The 17,303-nt window shown below is 36.4% G+C and carries 15 protein-coding genes and 1 pseudogene; 3 read left to right on the top strand and 13 right to left on the bottom strand.

The window, feature by feature from the left end; genetic code table 11:
- Positions 1-201: 201 nt before the first annotated feature.
- Positions 202-1,458 (top strand): VanW family protein, encoded by a 1,257-nt coding sequence (locus V7024_RS06940; RefSeq protein WP_335517500.1) that lies wholly within the window; start codon positions 202-204, stop codon positions 1,456-1,458.
- A gap of 1 nt (position 1,459) precedes the next feature.
- Here V7024_RS06940 and V7024_RS06935 read toward each other — a convergent pair whose 3' ends face one another.
- Positions 1,460-1,732 (bottom strand): hypothetical protein, encoded by a 273-nt coding sequence (locus V7024_RS06935; RefSeq protein WP_335517498.1) that lies wholly within the window; start codon positions 1,730-1,732, stop codon positions 1,460-1,462.
- A 16-nt stretch (positions 1,733-1,748) separates the two neighbouring features.
- The gene (locus V7024_RS06930) at positions 1,749-2,255 is read right to left on the bottom strand and encodes an RNase A-like domain-containing lipoprotein (RefSeq protein ID WP_335517494.1); all 507 of its coding nucleotides are present in this window, start codon (positions 2,253-2,255) and stop codon (positions 1,749-1,751) included.
- 433 nt (positions 2,256-2,688) lie between these two features.
- Between V7024_RS06930 and V7024_RS06925 the strand changes: the two genes are divergently transcribed.
- Positions 2,689-3,237, top strand: coding sequence for a TVP38/TMEM64 family protein (locus tag V7024_RS06925; protein WP_335517492.1), 549 nt, complete (start codon positions 2,689-2,691; stop codon positions 3,235-3,237).
- A gap of 47 nt (positions 3,238-3,284) precedes the next feature.
- Here V7024_RS06925 and V7024_RS06920 read toward each other — a convergent pair whose 3' ends face one another.
- From V7024_RS06920 to V7024_RS06910, 3 genes are all read right to left on the bottom strand, one after another.
- Positions 3,285-4,946 (bottom strand): M4 family metallopeptidase, encoded by a 1,662-nt coding sequence (locus V7024_RS06920; protein WP_335517489.1) that lies wholly within the window; start codon positions 4,944-4,946, stop codon positions 3,285-3,287.
- Between the two features lie 357 nt (positions 4,947-5,303).
- Positions 5,304-5,432: an NprX family peptide pheromone gene (locus V7024_RS06915; protein ID WP_335517485.1), complete on the bottom strand. Its 129-nt coding sequence runs from the start codon at positions 5,430-5,432 to the stop codon at positions 5,304-5,306.
- Positions 5,433-5,434: 2 nt separating this feature from the next.
- Positions 5,435-6,706: a helix-turn-helix transcriptional regulator gene (locus V7024_RS06910; RefSeq protein ID WP_335517482.1), complete on the bottom strand. Its 1,272-nt coding sequence runs from the start codon at positions 6,704-6,706 to the stop codon at positions 5,435-5,437.
- Positions 6,707-6,902: 196 nt separating this feature from the next.
- Between V7024_RS06910 and V7024_RS06905 the strand changes: the two genes are divergently transcribed.
- Positions 6,903-8,366, top strand: coding sequence for a nicotinate phosphoribosyltransferase (locus V7024_RS06905; protein WP_335517479.1), 1,464 nt, complete (start codon positions 6,903-6,905; stop codon positions 8,364-8,366).
- Between the two features lie 27 nt (positions 8,367-8,393).
- Here V7024_RS06905 and V7024_RS06900 read toward each other — a convergent pair whose 3' ends face one another.
- The 8 genes and pseudogenes from V7024_RS06900 to V7024_RS06865 form a co-directional block, all read right to left on the bottom strand.
- Positions 8,394-10,757, bottom strand: coding sequence for a heavy metal translocating P-type ATPase (locus V7024_RS06900; RefSeq protein ID WP_335517476.1), 2,364 nt, complete (start codon positions 10,755-10,757; stop codon positions 8,394-8,396).
- A 23-nt stretch (positions 10,758-10,780) separates the two neighbouring features.
- Positions 10,781-11,158 carry an ArsR/SmtB family transcription factor gene (locus V7024_RS06895; protein ID WP_020061255.1) on the bottom strand — a complete coding sequence of 126 codons (378 nt, stop codon included), beginning with the start codon at positions 11,156-11,158 and terminating at the stop codon, positions 10,781-10,783.
- 376 nt (positions 11,159-11,534) lie between these two features.
- A complete protein-coding gene (locus V7024_RS06890) occupies positions 11,535-11,954 on the bottom strand; it encodes a hypothetical protein (RefSeq protein ID WP_438824444.1) in 420 nt (139 codons plus the stop codon).
- Between the two features lie 3 nt (positions 11,955-11,957).
- Complete coding sequence (gene iscB / locus V7024_RS06885) at positions 11,958-12,533, bottom strand: RNA-guided endonuclease IscB (RefSeq protein ID WP_335517473.1); 576 nt, start codon at positions 12,531-12,533, stop codon at positions 11,958-11,960.
- Between the two features lie 254 nt (positions 12,534-12,787).
- A pseudogene (locus V7024_RS06880) lies at positions 12,788-12,880 on the bottom strand (class I SAM-dependent methyltransferase); the annotation flags it as partial.
- A gap of 113 nt (positions 12,881-12,993) precedes the next feature.
- The gene (locus V7024_RS06875; RefSeq protein WP_335517470.1) at positions 12,994-14,409 is read right to left on the bottom strand and encodes an amino acid permease; all 1,416 of its coding nucleotides are present in this window, start codon (positions 14,407-14,409) and stop codon (positions 12,994-12,996) included.
- An 89-nt stretch (positions 14,410-14,498) separates the two neighbouring features.
- Positions 14,499-15,632 carry an alanine dehydrogenase gene (ald, locus tag V7024_RS06870; protein ID WP_335517466.1) on the bottom strand — a complete coding sequence of 378 codons (1,134 nt, stop codon included), beginning with the start codon at positions 15,630-15,632 and terminating at the stop codon, positions 14,499-14,501.
- 454 nt (positions 15,633-16,086) lie between these two features.
- Complete coding sequence (locus tag V7024_RS06865; RefSeq protein WP_335517462.1) at positions 16,087-17,181, bottom strand: ABC transporter ATP-binding protein; 1,095 nt, start codon at positions 17,179-17,181, stop codon at positions 16,087-16,089.
- Positions 17,182-17,303 lie beyond the last annotated feature (122 nt).

Here is a 17,303-nt window from a genome sequence, read left to right as displayed (position 1 = left end):
ACGAATAGCGGGATAAAAATGAAATTTCTGCATAAACATTCTAATTACAGGAAATTATATTACGAAAATGTAACGTTTTTTATCAAAATGTTACACACGCAATAAAATTAATAGTATACTAATGTATAAGAATTACTGCTTTTATCATTTATATGTTAGAAATAATACTTATCTTAAAAATTTCTTTTCGGAGGGAAATGAATGAAATTACGCAATTTAATTATTGGTTCTGCAATTGCAGGTGGAATCGTTCTTTGTATTGGTGGTGTTAGCGCTTATCAATATGTTTCCAAATTAAATCATCAATTAGATACATACGTTTTACCTCACACAACATTCGAAGGTGTTTCCATAGACGGCAAAACGAATGAAGATGTTCAAAAGATCATTCAACAAAAAGTTGATGAATTAAATAAAAAATCTGTGAACTATGCCCTGCAGGATGACAAACAGACATATACTTGGCAGGAATTAGGGGTTGAATATAACGGTACGGATGTTACAGATAAAATTTTCAAGGAACAAAAAGGCAATATTTCTAATCGTTATAACATGCGAAAACAAGCTGAAACAGGTGAGTTAAAACGCGATTATAAGTTAGAGCCTTCTATAAACACCGCAAAATATGATACGTTTATTAAGGAAAAATATAATGATTCCTTAGTAGAGCCTGTTAATGCCGACTTATCTATCTCTGGAACAACCATTAATATTAGCGAAAGTAAAGATGGCGAAAAAGTTGATAAAGAGAAATTAAAAGCTCTCACAACAGAAGCCATTACAACAAATAAGCAAGATATCCAAGTTCCAATGACAGCTGTGAAACCAGAACGCTCAACAGAAGATGTAAAAAATATGGGGATTCAAGAAGTAATCGCTGAATATTCAACTCCGATGGCTGGACGAAACTCAAGTCAATCATTTAATGTACAACGCGCTGTGAATACATTAACAGGAGTGTTCGTGGCACCTGATGAGACATTTAGTTTTAACGGTCGCGTTGGTGTAACGGATGCTGCACATGGTTATAAATCGGCTGCTGTATATGTAAACGGAAAAGTAGAACAAAGTGCTGGGGGCGGTGTTTGCCAAGTAAGCAGCACATTATATGGTGCCATATTACGAGCTGATTTAGGAGTTGTCGCGCGAAGTAACCACTCTTTACCGGTTCATTACTTACCTCTTGGTCAAGATGCAGCGGTTGCTGACTATGGTCCTGATTTGAAATTCAAAAATAATACGGGTAAATATATTTATATTCAAGCATTTACAAATGGCAGTAGTGTAACTACTCGTATTTTCGGTACAAATACAGGTAAAGATGTAGAGGTTTCTTCAAAAGTAATCAGTGAAACTGATAAAAGCATTGTGGCTGTAACCTATAAAAAAGTAACCCAAAATGGGCAAGTGCTTTCCAGCGGTCAAATTTCAAAAAGCACATACAAAAAGGCGTCATGATTCACGCCTTTTTGTTTTGTATTATAGAAACAAAATTACCGATATGCCCTTTTGCTTCTTCTATTGTCCACATACGATTTCCATATTGTTCAACTTCTTGCTGTACTTTCTCCCAATCTGCTCTTTGCTCTATTTGAACAAGTTCTTGTAGCAACTTTTCCTGCGTTTCTTGTTCTTCCTGCTCTTTAAATTGTTGCATAAGTTGAGCCATTTCTTCTTCATATATACTTAATGTACAATACGCTCTAAGAAAATATTGAAATGTTGAATACATAAATTCCCCGCCTTTCTTATTTCTCAGAAGGATAAGAAGTAACAATTTTAAAACCGAGCTGGCTTCCTTTATCTCTCTGCAATACAGTCACTGTATTCCGAAGTCCATCCTTTACACGCATATCCTTTTTTAATACCGTTTTTCCAACTGCAAAGTTATGCTTCGTATTCAATACAAGGCGGTTTTCCTTCGATTCTTTCAACCATTTTTCAATTTCTTTTTCGTGCTGCTTTATCGTATCTTTTACCGCCTTTGTTGCCGTTTCCTTATCATAATATGTACTTGCAGCAGATACATTATCTGTACGTAATCGTTCTTTCAACTGCTCATCTGTTTTTCCAACGTGACGTTCTAACGTATGACCATTTTTCGGTGGTCCTTCCATTTCATCTAAAATTTTGTCACTAACGTTTATAGCTGATGCCGCCTGATTATCTTTCGGCTTCGCTTGACTTGAACATCCACTTAATATAAGTATCATCATAAGCATTACGCTTATAACAACATTCCATAATTTTTTCATCGTATCACCTCTTTCATGATTATTGTATTATCTTTAGAAAAAGTCAATTCTATCATATATCTCCTGGTCATTCTTTCTATGAAAAATATTACTTATTCTGCAAAAAAATCTATAACCTTCCACAAATCTGTTGTCTTACTATAAAAACTATGATGTAATGCTATATAAAGTAAAACTTCCATTAGTGTAGGTTCATCATCCCCCACTGATGGAAAGCCCGCAAATAGCGGAATAAATCCATTTTAATTTTTCGGCATGTATGTCGCTGTTATACAGAATACAACATGCTCCCTTTGTTTGAACTTCGCATGTGGCAGAAAAAGGCCCTGACCGATTCTATGCATGGCCAGACGCTCTCGTCTACCTAAAAAAGGGGGTATTTCGTTTTTGAACTTAGATTTACATATATAAAAGCAAAGGAAAACTAATTGATATGGCAGAAACGATCCATTCTTTTCTTATAGAGCATCAAACAATGGCAATCCCACTTAGCATCTTATTCAATATTCTTATTAGCCTAGCCGCTATTATTCCTAGTGTGTTTTTGACTGCGATTAACATTTCATTATTTGGAGTAACAACAGGAACACTCATCTCCATTGCCGGCGAAGCATTAGGAGCGATTATCTCCTTTTATTTATATCGGCTTGGTTTTCAAAAAGCTGCTCAAAAAAATATAGATAATTATCCAAAAGTAGGGCAACTTCTTTATGTACAAGGAAAAGAAGCATTCTTTCTCGTTTTATCGTTTCGCCTCATTCCTTTTATTCCATCTGGCATCGTAACGCTATTTGCAGCCCTTGGAACGATGTCTATATTAACCTTTAGCATCGCTAGTACTCTTGGAAAAATACCGGCGTTACTGATTGAAGTATATTCCACCTATCAAGTTATGAACGGAACAAATGAAGCAAAGTGGATTATTACAATTGCTGGTTGTGCTGGTTTGTTTTATTTGTGGAAAACATGGAAGAAAAAATGAAAAAAGGAGCATATGCTCCTTTTTCACTATATAAAGGGGAGTGATACCTAATTCACACCAACTGCGTCATATGATTGCTTCACAGCTGTTACTTCAGTTGAATTTGCACCGTATAAATCTGCAGCTGCTTGTACTAAACCAGCACGCGCTTGGCTAAATGTTGTCGATTGCGTGAAATAAAGTGTATTTGCACGATAGTAGATTGCTCCTACTTTCTCTTTGCCAATACCATTCACTGTTACACCATAATGTGTACCGCCATTTCCTAATAAGTAGGCAGCTTTATTGATAATACCGCTATTCGTATGAACACCGCCATTATCACTTGTTCCTGTATAACGTTTAGAATAATGATCTGGATCACCATATTTTGTTGGATCGCTCATCGAACGAAGAGCATCCCCAGCTGTACCAGGCGTATAAATATCTTCTCCGATTTCCCAATCTGGATTACGGTTATCATAGTATTCTACTAATGTTCCAAAAATATCAGAAATTGCCTCATTTAATGCTCCAGACTCATTTTGATAAATAAGATTAGAACTTGTTTCTGTCACAGCATGTGTTAATTCATGCCCAATTACATCTAAACTGCCAGATAACGGAGAAAATGTGTATCCATCTCCATCTCCATATACCATTTGTGTTCCATTCCAGAAGGCATTGTTATAATTACTTCCATAATGAACCGTTGATTTTAACGCTGCACCAGCATTGTTATAAGAATTGCGATTAAACGTATTCTTATAATAATCGTACGTTACCCCTGCATAATAATGTGCATCCACTGCAGCTGCATCACGACTAGCATTAAAAATATTATCTGCATCTAACCATAACGTTCCTGGAAGAGTCGTACGATTTTTCGCATCGTATGTGTAAATGGTTGCACCGCGTGTATTGTCTTGTAAATAATAGCTAGATCCAGATAATGTTGTATTAATAGACTTTGTATCGCCTAATACCCCTTTACCTGTTCCAACTTTATTTGTTCCTGTTACAGGTTTAACTGGTGCTTTATTATCCACATTCGCATTATGAATTGTATTGTATTTATTCAATACTTTCCCATTATCTGCTTCAATGAAATAATAATAGTTTCCTGGCTTTGGATCTAAGAAATTTAATTTTACAACATATGCGTATGTTGCTTCCTCACCATTTTGATATACATATAAGTCCGCTGACGGCTCTACTTCATATTTTGGATTCAATCCTAAATCTTTTTGGGCAGCTGCAATTGCTTGTTTACCATCAATTTTATTTTTATTTTTCAGCTTCTCTTTCTTATCTAAATCAGGAGCAACAGTTCCTGATACAACTTTTAATGCACCATCTTTTCCAATGTGCGCTAGTTGAGTAGACCCCCATACAGGCACACCTTCATACATTTGTTGCGTGCGTACAACTGTTGTTTCCCCTACAGGATCTTTTACAACTTGTTGCACTTTAAAGGATTCTTCTGCACTTTTTTCCCCTAGTTTATAATCTTTTTTCGCAGAATTTAAGTAGTCAAACACAACAGATTCTGCTTTTTTCCCAGATGCACCTGTTAAATCACCCGATACAAACTCTGGAGACTGTACCGTCTCATTGTATTTCTTTGTAGAGAGTACATTCTTTGAATCTGCAAAGGCAGAGCTTGTCCCCCCAAACGCAGTCACTGCCATTCCAGTTGCTAACACAAACGCTAAACTCTTTTTCTTCATCTTCTCTTCCCCCTAACAATTTTTTTTAAGAGAGTAGATTTATAGTAGCATTAAGTTTCCACTATTAGAATACTGAAAATTAAAATAATTTCTTTCTCAAGTTTTGACGAATTTTGCAAAACAATTATTTAAAAACCCCTTTTTAGCAGAACAAAGGGGTTTTCAGTTACTCCATACGATTTACATACTTCACATTCACATGGTTATCACGCGAGATATTATAATGATCTAAATATTTCTATATTTTATTTCTCAAGTTTTGATGAACAATTTAAAAACAAGAATACAAAAGAAAAGCTGACTCGAAAAGCCGTTTTGTAACGGCATTTCGAGTCAGCCTCATTTCCAATGGTTACCTTATACATTTACTGTTTCAACTGTGTCGTCAGCTTGTCCAAAAACATCTGGTTTATTCGCGTATTGCGACTGAGCTATAAAAACTAATGCCACCATTGTTAAAATTGTACCGATTACTACTTTTTTCATCTTTATCCCCCCAGTATCGTTTCAAGAACTTCAATTGCTAACTTATAATAATGATTGCTTTCTTTGAATCGCAAAGAATTCTCGAAATACTCAGCGAGTTCTATATATACTTTCTTTAATTCTTTTTTATTTCCTGTATTTTTGAAAAAAGGAATTGCTTCTGTTTCTAAAAATACTTTATATTCACTTGGTTCTGTAAAGTGCTTATAACGAAGCATAAGAAGCAAGTACAATTCTGTATTACCTCTTTCATCTTTCTTAGCAGAAGCAATACCCTTGTCAATCCACTCTTTTGCTTCTTCTAATTGTTCAAGGTGAATACATTGCAACGCCATCTCATACAACGTATCAACATAGTTTACAGCATCTTCCTTTTGATATTGTAAACTTTTTGTATAGTATTTTTTAGCTTCCTCATACTTTTTCTTTCTATAATGTACATTGCCAATATTACTTAATACCATTGCCATCAACACATCTTTTTCAGAAAAAGAATCCGCTTCACGCAGTATATTCTCATAAATTTTTAACGCTTCATCATACTGCCCTTTCTCACTATAGCTTAACGCAATGATGATTTTACAATTAATTACATTTCGGAATTTATATTCATTTCGAAATCCCTCCATAGCAATATTCGCAAAATGAAGTGCCATATGTGGAACTTCCAAATGAGTATATGCTAGTGCTAAATTATAATAAATTCCTGTTTCATAATAATTTTGTTCTTTTGCCATTAGCTCTGTCTGAACTAAAAACTGTAATCCCTCTTGCCATTTATGCTGTAGGCAATAGCATAAAGCCTGGCTATACTTATATAACAATTGCTGAAATGGAGAGTATTTTTTATAAACTTTTTTTAGTTTCTCCAACTCCGCTTTAAGGACTGGTACGTTTCTCTTCATAATTAAATATCGTGTATATAACAATTTATAATAATTTACAATCTCAAAATCGACAATTTGTTGCATTTCTGCTTCTAGTTCTATATATAACTCTTCAACTTTATATTTATCTAATTGAACTAGTGCCGTTAACCACTCCTCTAACTTTTCTTTCACCTCAGCTTCAATATCTCTTAAATCCGACACTGCAATCTCTAGTCTCGTACATAATAACTGCAATATTTCTTCTGAAGCTTCAATTTTTCCATTTTCAATTTTACTTAAATATGAGACGGAACAAATGCCCTGACAGAGTTCTTCTTGTGTCATTTTTTGTTGGAGTCGTTTATAAAAAATTTGCTTACCCATTTTTTCTAGATTTTGTTGCATAGTTCCCTCCTCCATTCTAAGTTATACCCTAGTACTTTAATAATACATAAATTTTACAAAAATATAAATTGATAAATACAAAGATTCGGAATGATTTTTCATTTTCACTTTTTTACATTTATAATATAGGTAATTTTTTAGCAACAAACTACAAAAAAGAGGTATACTATAACCAAAATATGGAGGTGTTTACGTTATGGTACATTATGAAGACGATAGCTACGCCTTACACACAGACCTATATCAAATTAATATGGCTTATACATATTGGAAAGATCATATTAATAACCGCCGGGCAGTATTCGATTTATACTTTCGCAAGTTGCCTTTTGAAAACGGTTATGCAATTTTTGCCGGGCTTGAAAAGATTATCGAGTATGTGAAGAACTTTCAATTTACAGAAAGCGATATCGCTTATTTAAAAGAACTGCAATTTGAAGAAGATTTTTTACACTACTTACAAAATATGAAGTTTACTGGTTCCATTCGCAGTATGCAGGAAGGCGAAGTTGTCTTTCATAACGAGCCTCTTTTACGTATAGACGCACCACTTGGAGAAGCACAAATTATTGAAACTGCCCTTTTAAATATTGTGAACTACCAAACATTAATTGCTACAAAAGCTGCACGGATGAAACATGCTGCTGGTAATGATGAACTTCTTGAATTCGGTACACGCCGCGCTCATGAGTTTGATGCAGCACTTTGGGGAACGCGAGCAGCATTCATCGGCGGCTTTTCTTCAACAAGTAACGTTCGAGCTGGAAAACGGTTTGGCATTCCTGTTGCTGGTACACACGCTCATTCCTTTGTACAAGCGTATCGCGATGAATATGTAGCCTTCAAAAAATATGCAGAAACACATACAAAATGCGTTTTTCTCGTTGATACATACGATACATTAAAATCTGGTGTACCAAATGCGATTCGCGTCGCAAAAGAATTTGGTGACCGCATTAACTTTTATGGCATCCGCCTCGATAGCGGAGATATGGCGTACTTATCGAAAGAAGCGCGTAAAATGTTAGATGCTGCTGGATTTACCGATACAAAAATTATTGCTTCAAGCGACTTAGATGAATACACGATTTTACATTTAAAATCGCAAGGAGCAAAAATTGACGTATGGGGTGTTGGAACAAAACTGATTACGTCATTTGAACAGCCAGCACTCGGCGCTGTTTATAAATTAGTTTGTATTGAAGATGAAAATGGTACATTGAACGACACAATTAAAATTTCGTCCAATCCCGAAAAAATTACAACTCCAGGATTAAAGCGTATTTATCGCATTATCAATCGTATCAATCAGCATGCAGAAGGCGATTATATTGCATTAGAAACAGAAGAACCGCAGGAAGAAGAACGCTTAAAAATGTTCCACCCTGTTCATACGTATATTAGTAAATTTGTTACGAACTTTGAAGCAAAAGAGCTGCATCATGATATATTTGTGGACGGACAGCTTACTTACGAATCACCTGACATCCTTCATATTCAGCAGCATGCAGAGAGCAGCTTATCCTTCTTATGGGAAGAGTATAAACGAACGCTTAATCCAGAAGAATATCCTGTCGATTTAAGCCAAGCATGCTGGAATCATAAAATGAATTATATTCAAACAGTGCGAGAACAAATTGCAAATTCTATGAAAAAATAAGGAGAGAAGCATCTCGCTTCTCTCCTTTTACAAATCTTTTATTCGCAGCACACGCATCGCATTTAACACTGCCAGTAAAGTTACCCCAACATCTGAGAAGACTGCTTCCCACATCGTTGCAATACCGAATGCCCCTAATAAAAGAACTACTCCTTTTATTCCTAAGGCGAATATGATGTTTTGCCATACAATACTACGCGTGCGTTTTGCAATTTGAATAGCCGCTCCTATTTTCGAAGGCTCATCTGTCATGATGACAATGTCAGCTGCTTCAATTGCTGCATCAGAGCCTAAACCACCCATCGCGATCCCAACATCAGCTCTTGCTAATACAGGTGTATCGTTAATACCGTCTCCAACGAACGCAATTTTTTCTTTCGGATGTTTTGTCGCATCAATCTTTTCAATTTCCTCTACTTTTTGCTGCGGCAACAGTTCTGCATGGACTTCATCAATTCCAAGTTGCTTTCCAACTGCTTCTCCGACTAATTTGGAATCGCCCGTTAACATAACGGTTCTTTTTACACCAAGTTGTTTTAATAATTGAATTGCTTGCTTCGCATCCTCTTTAATTTCATCAGAAATGACAATGTATCCGGCATACATACCATCTACAGCTACGTGTACAAGTGTTCCAACCGTTTGCGGTTGCTGGAATGGAATATTTTCTTTGTTCATTAACTTTGCGTTTCCAGCAAAGATTTCTTTTCCGTTCACTTTCACAACTGTACCATGACCAGAAATTTCATTATAATCTTCAATCATCTGTTCATTGACTACTTTTCCATATACAGATCGAATGGACTGTGCGATTGGATGATTCGAATATACTTCTGCAAATGCTGCATACTCTAACAATTCTTCTTTCGTCACAAATTCACTTGGCTGCATATCTGTTACTTTAAATACACCTTTTGTTAACGTACCTGTTTTATCAAATACAATATGCTTTACATCATTTAATGCTTCTAAATAGTTACTGCCCTTTATTAAAATACCGCTCTTAGATGCTGCGCCAATACCGCCGAAGAACCCAAGTGGAATCGAAACAACCAATGCACAAGGACAAGAAATAACAAGAAAGACTAGCGCTCTATAAATCCAATCTGAGAACGTTGCCCCCTCTATAATGAGCGGTGGAACAAAAGCTAGTATAGTAGCTGTAGCGACGACAGCTGGCGTATAATAACGAGCAAACTTCGTAATAAAGTTTTCTGTCGGTGCTTTACGACTACTTGCGTTTTGCACTAAATCTAAAATTTTTGAAACAGTAGATTCACTGTACTCTTTCGCCACTTCAATTGTTAAGACACCATTTTGATTCACAAAACCGCTTAATACATCACTGCCGACTTCTACTTCACGAGGTACAGATTCTCCTGTTAACGCCGATGTATCTACCATCGATGTTCCTTCTATTACTTTACCGTCTAACGGTACTTTTTCACCCGGTTTGACGATAATGAAATCACCAATTTGCACATCTTCTGGCGATACTTGTTTCGTTTCATTTCCTACCTTTAAGTTTGCATAATCAGGTCTAATATCCATTAACGAACTAATCGACTTACGGGAACGATTCACCGCAATGCTTTGGAACAGTTCACCTACTTGATAAAAGAGCATTACCGCGACAGCTTCTGAATAATTTTGAGTCCCAAAAGCACCAAGCGTTGCAATCGCCATTAAGAAATTTTCATCAAACACTTGCCCGCGTATAATATTCTTTACAGCACGTAAAACAATATCGCCGCCTATAATAATATAAGCAATCACGAAAAGTGGAATTGTGATCATTTGCGGCAATGAAACTAATGCAGCAATAGCGGTTAAAATCGCCCCAATCGATAACCGCCAAATCATTTTTTTCGTATTGGCTTCACCGTGATCATGACTATGATGATGTTCTGTTTGCTCTTTCTCACGCACTACGTTCACTTCTGGTTCTAGTTTCTGTACGACTTCTTTTATATGCGCAACAGTTGTCTCTAACTCTTGTTTATTTGCGATCTCTACTCTTAATTTTTTAGAAACAAAATCAACAGATGCCGATGTAACTGCAGACATTTCGCCTACTTTTGTTTCAATTTTCATCGCGCAGTTCGCACAGTCCAAACCTTCTAGTATAAATGTTTCTTTTGCCGCTCTCGTTTTTTGTTCTTCTTTCACATGAATATGCGGTTCTAATTTATTTACAAGTTGCATTGCTTCCTTGACAACATGTTCCTCGTTTTGTTTCTCTGTTTCTACCGTCATCGTTTTCGTGACGAAATTAACAGAACACGATGATACATCCTCTAATTCTCCTACACCTTTTTCAATTTTCATCGCACAGTTTGCGCAGTCTAATCCGTCTAACACAAGTTTCCGTTTTACCAATGCTTCCCCCATTTTTCTCCCTCCTTGTGCTGCTTCTATTTTTCCTCATTTACGTGCTCAAATGCTTGCTCGAAAATATGAATAACGTGGTGATCTGCAAGTGAGTAATACACTACTTTTCCCTCTTTACGATTTTTAACAAGCTTTGCTTGCTTTAATACGCGTAATTGATGGGAAATAGACGACTGCGTCATTCCGAGTAAATATGCTAAATCGCATACGCACATTTCTGCCTCAAATAAGGCGTGTAAAATACGTGTGCGCGTACGGTCTCCTAATACTTTAAATAACTCTGCTACTTGACTTAAGCTATCATCCTGTGGAATCGTTTGTTGTACTTTTTCAACAACCTCTTGATGAATGACATTTTGTAAACACGTTTCTTCATTTGTTTCTACTTTTTGTTCCGTCACAATAGCTCACCTCTTCACTTGAACATATGAATAATTGTTCATATATGTTATATTTTTATTATATGAGTGGATGTTCATATGTGTCAATCATTTCCGGTTTTATTTTTAACATTGTATATAGAAATGGGGAAAATGTTATAAAAAATAAACAAATAACCCCTGATTTATATTAACGGGTTCTCTTTTGTACGTTCAGTTTGTCGAACGTCGTAGAAGGGTCTTTATATCGTGTCGAAGCGCCAATATAATCTAAAAAACGGTCGATATATTGCAAAAAACGCCGATATATTAGCGATATGCTAAATTTCGGCGCTTTTTTCTCTTATTTAGATTTAACCGCATCGACAATCAATGAAACAAAGCCAAGCTGTCCATCTTAATTGCGATGATCAAAACGTTTAGAGCGGTAAATAAAGCCGTCTTTCTCATTCCAGTCATTATAATGAAATTCTCCGTTTTCATCACAGTACTCTAGTAACTTCACTTCAAAACCAGCTTCTTCAAACATCGAAGTCATCGTTTTATAGTTATGAACAATTTTATGGCTCACTGCTGGATGATCTAATGGACCTGGTCCGCCGACTTGTACGCCTGCTTGATAATCTTCATCTGAAAAAAATGCATCTGGTACCGCACAGCGAAGATGACTGCCTGGCTGTAAAAATTCATAACAAATTTTTGCTGCTTCTCTTCTCTTTTTAGTAAATTTAACGTATTTCCGAAATTCATCCCCATCTTCAAGTGCGTGACGGGCAAGAACCCAGCGGTAAGGTGGGGATGAATTTCGGTTAGGCATAGCCTAACTGATTTGTAAGAACTTCCAATTGTTCGTATGGTGTATACGTTCTATATCTGATATCTTTACTTGCTTATAAGATTTAGCTGGATTTTTTAGCTTTTGCGCATCAAACTTCCCTACTTCAACAATCACTTTTGGTGAAGGTAAGAGTGACTTAAATATTTCAATCCAATGAATTTCGTTATCCACCCTACTTTGAATCGATGAAGGTAACCATCCTTCTTTCTTTTTCCGATTGAGAAAACGTGCTTTGCGATATCTTGTTTTTCGTTGTCTTCTTCCTCTGCGTAATGTAGCTCTTAGTGTAAGATTTTCTTTGACGTCCTGACGTAACTGGATGGTTCCTTTTGCTAGAACTTTGTCTTCTGTAGTAATTGCAATGCCGATATGCTTTGCTCCGCTGTCAATACCGATTGTAACGGGTTGCACCGCTTCACCTGTGGCATATTGTAATTGAATCGTAAACGGAGTGTAGCCCACAATCTTTGCTTTTCCTTGTTTGAGAAGAAGCCGTGCCTTGCGAGGACTACAGGGCATCAGCGGTTCGCCCCTTAAATTCTTGACAAATACACGCATGTTTTTGTCCCTCCTAAGAGTTTGTTTCCCTTCGCCAATGTTTGTAGGTGCCCTCAACTTCTTATAAAAGAAGGCTTGTGGTTGACCGTTCCTTCCCAATCAGAACTGTTACAGAGCCACCATAGAGCCAAGAACTAGGGAATCATTCTTGGGTATTCAACCTACGAACGGAGTCTATCAAAGACTAAGGCTAGACAACCAGGGCTTTTTACAAGCCCCCACTTCAAAACGCGTTAGCGTTTAAGTGGTGGGTAGTTGACTTCATTTTCTTGTGTATGTAACCACCCTGGATTATTGTTATATCCTTCTGCACCTACTACAACTTTTACCTCTTCTTTTACAACCATTATTATCCTTCTTTTCCATCTTTCGACATATAAATTTCTATGTGGTTTCCTAAAACCCCTTCAAAAACATAAAAAAACCTTATGCGCTCCTAAGCGTATAAGGCTTTATCCCTTTAATTTGCTTGTTTTAAATGATCTTGCGAACTTTTATCTTGTTGCAGGTGACTATGTTTCTTAGAGTATACGAAGTATACGATAACTCCTAGTACAAGCCAAGCACCGAAGTATAACCATGTTGTAAGTGGTAAGTTAACCATTAAGAACAGACAACATGCGATTGAAATAATCGGTAATACTGGTACAAGCGGTACCATAAAGCCACGTTGTAATTTCGGATGTGTTTTACGAAGGATCAGGACAGAAACACCTACCATCGCAAATGTTAATAATGCTCCAATATTCGCTAAATTTGACAATTCTTTTAAATCGATAAACCCGGCAATTAAAGCACTTCCGATACCTGTTAACCATGTTGAAAATACCGGAGCTTCTGTTTTTTTGTTAATTTTCGCAAATGATTTTGGAAGTAAACCATCACGGCTCATCGCAAAGAATACACGTGTTGTCGCGTAAATATAAGCAAAAATTACGGCCATGATACCAATTACTGCACCAATTGCAATCACACCTGCTACTTTATCTTGCCCAACAACTTCTAATACGTAAGACATCGCTTCTGGTACATTTAATTCTTTATATGACACCATTCCTGTCATAACAAGACAAACTGCAATATAAATTACTGTACAAACAGCAAGTGATACAATAATACCGATTGGTAAATCACGCTGTGGATTTTTTACTTCTTCAGCTGAAGTTGCTAACGCATCAAATCCTAAGAAAGCAAAGAATACTGCAGCTCCTCCGGCAAAAATCCCACTGATACCATACGGTGCAAATGGCGTCCAGTTTTCTGGTTTTACATAGAACACACCAACTGCAATAAACAATACAACAATACTAATTTTAATTAATACCATTGCATTATTTACACGTTTACTTTCTTTCGTACCGCGAGATAGTAACCATGTTAACACTAACGTAATGCCAACCGCTGGAAGATTTACAATTCCGCCTTGAGATGGAATCGTTAACAATTGTTTCGGAATTTCTATTCCTAATCCACTTACTAAGTTATTAAAGTAGCCCGTCCAACCGCCAGCTACCGCTGCCGTTGTTAAAACATAAACTGACAATAATGTCCATCCCATTAAATGCGCAACAAATTCCCCAATTGTTGCATATGCATACGTATATACACTTCCTGATACAGGAAGTGCTGTGGCAACTTCTGCATAACATAATGCTGCAAAGCCACAAACAATTGCTGCAATCATAAACGAGAAAATAACAGCTGGACCAGCATCTCTTGCTGCTACTAATCCAGTTAATACAAGTACTCCTGTACCGATAATCGCTCCAATTCCTAACATCGTTAAGTCAAATGCCCCTAATGTTTTTGTCAAAGTTTTACTTTGACTTTGGCTTAACAATTGTGTCACGGATTTCTTTTTGAATAAGTTGGCCACGACTCTTGCCCCCTTCTAGTTAAAAAGAGCTAAGAGGCACTTCTCTTAGCTCTCATCTTGTTGTATGAAAATATTGTTCGATATTTAGATTAGCAAGATACTGCTTCTGCTTCTAATAATTCTTTTGCTGCTTTATATTCTACACCGTGTGCTTCTGCAACTGCTTCGAATGTTACAAAGCCTTCTAATGCGTTAATACCTTTTAATAATGCAGTGTTTTCTAAACAAGCTTTTTTGTAGCCTTTGTTTGCGATTTGTACTGCATATGGTACTGTAACATTTGTTAATGCAAGTGTAGATGTACGTGGAACCGCACCAGGCATGTTTGCAACTGCATAGTGAACTACACCGTGTTTTTCATAAGTTGGGTTGTCATGTGTTGTAATACGGTCAGTTGTTTCGAAAATACCACCTTGGTCGATTGCGATATCAACTACAACAGAACCTGGCTCCATAGACTTGATCATTTCTTCTGTTACAAGTTTCGGTGCTTTTGCTCCTGGAATTAATACTGCACCAATTACAAGATCAGACTCTTTTACAGCTTGTGAAATATTGTAAGGATTAGACATTAAAGTTGTCACTTGGTTACCGAAAATATCATCTAATTGACGAAGACGATCTGCGCTTAAGTCGATAACTGTTACGTCAGCACCTAAACCAACTGCAATCTTAGCAGCATTTGTACCAGCTTGTCCACCACCGATAATTGTTACTTTACCGCGTTTTACGCCTGGAACACCTGCAAGTAAGATACCTTTTCCACCTTTGTTTTTCTCAAGGAATTGTGCACCAAGTTGTGCTGCCATACGACCTGCAACTTCACTCATAGGCGCTAATAATGGTAGAGAACGGTTTTCTAATTGAACTGTTTCGTAAGCGATTGCTACTACTTTATTTTCAATTAACGCTTTTGTTAATTCTGGTTCTGGAGCTAAGTGTAAGTAAGTGAATAGAACTAAACCTTCACGGAAATATTTATATTCGCTTGCAATTGGCTCTTTAACTTTCATTACCATTTCCATAGACCAAGCTTCTTCAGCTGTTTCTACGATTTTTGCTCCTGCTTCTACATATTGCTCATCAGTAAAACCTGATCCTAATCCTGCACCCTTTTGAATGAATACTTCGTGATTGTTACGAATTAAATGCACAACACCAGCTGGTGTCATAGCTACACGGTTTTCGTTGTTTTTAATTTCTCCTGGTACTCCAATACGCATTATGAAATGCCCCCTTATAATTAACAGAAAAAAGTAATTCTTTTTTCTTTTTTTAATAATGAATAACTTATGAATTTATTCTAGCATAACTTTCTATGTATGAAAACGCTATCATACGAAAAAAATAAAAGTTTTTATATTTTAAATAGTGTAAATAGTAAAAACTATTTTTATCAAGATCTATATTTTCCTACTCTTTTTTGTCATTCTATATTTATTATTTTCAGAAAGTTTTTTAATGAATAAACATTATACGAAAAGTCATCAATACTCTTTATAAACTCTTACTTAACAGTTTATAAAACTGTAACAACCTGTTGCAGTTTTATTTCTCAATATAACTTATACATATATCCCCCTTATCAATCATGGTTATATGTACAAAACAACAAAGGCCTATCCCTGTTTGGAATAAGCCTAATATTACAGTTTCCATTACTTAATTGTACATATTTTATAAAACAATTCGTCTTTCAGTTTCAGTGTCAAAATAATGAGCTTTATTCATATTAAAAGCTAAATCCATCGTTGATTGACTATGCACATCAACTGAGGAGTCAACGCGAGCAACGAAAGGTTGGCCATTGATATTGGAATATAGATATGTTTCTGATCCCATTAATTCTGACACATCAATCGTTACTGTTATCTTTGCATGATAAGGTAAATCTAAAAGGGCTTTTCCATAATAAAAGTCTTCTGGACGTACCCCTATGATGATTTCTTTATTCGCATACCCTTGCAAACTTTTCATCTTTTCTTCTGGGATTTCGATTTTCCATTTATCAATCATAACGGCATTTTTTGTTACTGTTCCTTTGAAAAAGTTCATTCCAGGAGAGCCAATAAATCCTCCGACAAATACATTCTCAGGTTTTTCATAAACTTCTTTCGGTGTCCCAACTTGTTGGATGATGCCGTCCTTTAATACAACTAAGCGCGTTGCCATCGTCATTGCTTCTATTTGGTCATGCGTAACATACACGGTTGTTGTTTGCAATTGTTGGTGTAATTTTGTAATCTCGGCACGCATTTGAACGCGTAGCTTCGCATCTAAGTTTGACAATGGTTCGTCCATTAAGAATACTTTTGCATTTCGAACAATCGCTCGGCCTAACGCAACACGCTGGCGCTGTCCACCTGAAAGTGCTTTTGGCTTTCGGTCTAAATATTTCTCAAGGCCAAGAATTTGCGCGGCATGTTTCACACGTTGATCAATCTCCGCTTTACTATATTTTCGTAATTTTAAACCGAACGCCATATTATCATAAACACTCATATGTGGATAAAGAGCGTAGTTTTGAAAAACCATTGCGATATCTCGATCTTTCGGGGTAACATCATTCACACGCTTTCCATCAATATAAAAGTCGCCATCTGAAATCTCCTCAAGTCCTGCAATCATACGTAATGTCGTCGACTTTCCACATCCTGAAGGTCCAACCAAAACGATAAATTCTCCATCATTCACTTCTAGATTAAAATCTTTTACGATTGTCACATCATGATCATATTTCTTATAAATATTTTTGAATGATAGCTGAGCCATAATTGCCTCCTATAATTTTAGCTATTTTGAAAGGTATCGAGCGCAGTTGTTTTATAAAGTGAAACTATAATCAGTGGGGGTTTTCTTCATCCCCCACTGATTATTAGTTAAACCAATCGGGC

Source organism: Bacillus sp. JJ864 (genome assembly GCF_036963045.1).
Classification (GTDB): Bacteria; Bacillota; Bacilli; order Bacillales; family Bacillaceae_G; genus Bacillus_A; species Bacillus_A pseudomycoides_C.
The sequence above is the reverse complement of the archived record's forward strand: the minus strand, read 5'-3'. Positions and strand labels throughout refer to the sequence as shown.